Raw genomic sequence first — 2,893 nt, 5'->3', positions numbered from 1 at the left:
GTATAAGAGACATCCCCACACCCATCACCGCCGACCACAACTCTGGCGCGGACGGATTCGTGCCACAGAGCGGCGGTGGGTCCGGCCAGTTCGTGCCGGGCATGGGGGACCTCGCGCGGTCGGGTTTCGACCCGCAGTTCGCGATGTCGCGCGCTCCCATGGCGGGAGTGCTTCCCCCGGTCGTCCGCACAGCGGCGGACGAGCCTTCCTTCTCTCCTGACTAGCTCGCCCGTTCCGCGCGGTTCGACGATGGCCCGCCGCCATCGGGTGAGCCGTTTCGCGTCCGGGCGACACGTCGTCTCTTCTTCACTCCTCGCGACGGCTGAGGCCCCCGCTGTGCGGGTACGCCACGGTTTCTCACCGTGCCATAGGTGCCTCTCCGCGCTGTAGCGCCGCCCGTTCCGCTTTTTGCCTCGCCGGTTCGTGCCGGCCGGGGATGAGCGTGTGCGGGCCTGGTACCGAAGCGATCCCGCATGGCCTCATCGCCATGTCGCGAGATGTCAGGTAATCCCCCTAGAACCACTAGGAGCATTGGTTATGCGTACGTGGGCCAAGGGCACGGCCCCTGCTGCACTACTCGCAGTGGCCGTGATGACCGTCGGCAGCGGTACGGCTGCCGCCGACACCGGCGGAAACGGTTCCGTCGGTGGCGGCAACCAGGTCAACGCCCCGGTCAACCTTCCGATCGACATCAGCGGCAACGCCGTCGGCGTGCTCGGCGAGTCCTCGGCCGGCTCCCAGGGCGGGGCCACCGTGGTGAACGGCGGCAGCGGTACCGGCGGCAACCGCACCTCCGGTGACGGCAGCGTGCTCGGCGGCAACCAGATCGACGCCCCGATCAACGCGCCGATCAACGCCTGTGGCAACGCCATCGCCGTCCTGGGCGAAGCCGACGCCAACTGCAAGGGCGGCGCGACCGTGGTGAACCGCGGCCACGGGGCCGGCGGGAATCACACCTCCGGTGACGGCAGCGTGCTCGGCGGCAACCAGGTCGTCGCGCCCGTCACCGCCCCGCTGAACGTCTGCGGCAACGCGCTGGCGATCTTCGGCAACGCCACCGCGGGCTGCACCGGCGGCAGTACGGTGAAGAACTCCGGCGCGGGCGGCGGTGCCGGTGGCAACCGCACCTCCGGCGGCGGCAGTGTGCTCGGCGGCAACCAGGTCGTCGCGCCGATCAGCGCCCCGACCGACATCTGCGGCAACGCCGTGGCGGTGCTCGGCGGCGCCTTCGGTAGCTGCAAGGGCGGCGCGACCGTCATCAACGGCGGTTCGCACGGCCGCAACCACCACCACCACCACCGTAACGGGCCGCACGGCTCGGCAGGCAACGACACCGACGGCCGGTTCGGCGTCGGCAGCGGGAACCAGCTCATCGCGCCGATCGACCTGCCCGTCGAGGTCTGCGGCAACGCGGTCGGCGGCGACGCGTCGGCGAACTGCAAGGGTGGCGCGACCGTCGTGAAGCGCGGGCGTGGCGCGGGGGGTAATCGTACGTCGGGGCAGGGCGGGGTGCTCGCGGGCAACCAGGCCGTGGCCCCGATCACGGCGCCGATCAACGTGTGCGGCAACGCCGCCGCCGTACTCGGCAAGGCCGCCGCTCAGTGCAAGGGCGGCGCGCACGTCTGGCCGGGTCGGGGCGGCGTCGGCGGGGGCGGCAACAGCACCTCGGGCGATGGCAGCGTGCTGGGCGGCAACCAGGTCGTGGCCCCGATCACCGCGCCCGCCAACATCTGCGGCAACGCGGTCGCCGTGCTGGGCGACGCCGCCGCGGGCTGCCTGGGCGGCTCCAAGGTCGGCGGTCCGGGTCACCCCGGTGACCACTACGGGCGTCAGCACGTCCGGGGGCTCGCGCCGGTCGACGCGGAGGGCGTCGGCGGCGGCGGTACGGCGGGCGGCGACCTGCTGTCCACGCTCCCGGCCGCCCCCGCGCTGACCAAGACGCCCGTCGTGTCGGACGTGACGGGCGGGACCGCGCTGCCCGGTGTCCGGGACGTCACCTCGCTGACCGGCCAGACGGAGGGCCTTGGCCTGCCTCCGGCGGTCGGTGACATGACCAAGACGGAGGGCCTTGGGCTGCCTCCGGCGGCTGGCGACGCCACCAAGGCGCTGGGCGCGCCCGAACCGGGCGACCTGACGGGCCAGGCCACGCGCACGCTAGGGGTGCCGGACGCGGGTTCGGCGCTGTCCACGCTGCCGCAGTTGCCGGGTCTGCCGGTGCTGGCGGAGACCCCGATCAGCAAGCCGCCGGCGGGCCGGGGTACGGCCGAGCCGGCGCCCGCCGGCAAGGGCGGTAAGGCCGGTAAGTCCTCTAGGAGCGGTAAGGCGGGCAAGGCCACCAAGAAGATGTCCTCCAGGCCGGTTCCCGGGGGGCGGGGCGATGACAAGCGCCGTCCGAAGGGCGGCGCGCTGTCGGTGGCCGAGCCGGTGACCGACCTGGTGGGCTCCACCCCGGCCGGCGGTGCGGTGCGCGACACCGCCGAAGGGCTGCCGGTCAAGGGCCTGCGGGCCAATGGTCTGATGAGCGCCGAGCAGCCGCTCGGCGTGATCGGGATGAACTCCGGTGCCCTCGCAGCGCTGATGCTCGGCGCGATGTTCGCCGTGTCGGCGACGTTGCTCGCCGGTATCCGCCGCCTCCGCTTCGGTCGGAGGCCGTAGATCGTGATCGCCGTCGTCCGGGCGTCGACCGTGGTTGTCGGTCGCCTGGACGGCGGTGCGCGGTCTGCCCACGTGCCGTGTCGAACGGCAGGGTAGTCGGCGGTGACGAGGAGAAGGCGCCGGTCGCTCCGCTCCGTGATCTGGGGCACGGCCGGAGCAGGTGAGAAAGCTTTGCCCGTTCCGGGGGCGTGGCCCGGGACGGGCAAAGCCGTATCCGGGGAAATGCGTAGGGCGGGGG

At 72.7% G+C, this 2,893-nt stretch carries 1 protein-coding gene and 1 pseudogene; both read left to right on the top strand.

Annotation, left to right across the window (positions count from 1 at the left end; translation table 11 throughout):
* Positions 1-224, top strand: a pseudogene (locus tag C1I98_RS44740) (hypothetical protein); the annotation flags it as partial.
* 313 nt (positions 225-537) lie between these two features.
* Entirely contained in the window at positions 538-2,655 is a 2,118-nt protein-coding gene (locus tag C1I98_RS37425) for a chaplin family protein (protein WP_111171988.1), read from the top strand.
* The last annotated feature ends 238 nt before the right edge of the window (positions 2,656-2,893 follow it).

Source organism: Spongiactinospora gelatinilytica (genome assembly GCF_003236385.1).
GTDB lineage: Bacteria > Actinomycetota > Actinomycetes > Streptosporangiales > Streptosporangiaceae > Spongiactinospora > Spongiactinospora gelatinilytica.
This window is presented reverse-complemented; position numbering and strand designations above follow the sequence as displayed.

What these genes read in the sequence shown, in the direction of transcription:
- C1I98_RS37425 (WP_111171988.1), top strand. Translation starts at nt 538, where the DNA reads ATGCGTACGTGGGCCAAGGGCACGGCCCCTGCTGCACTACTCGCAGTG.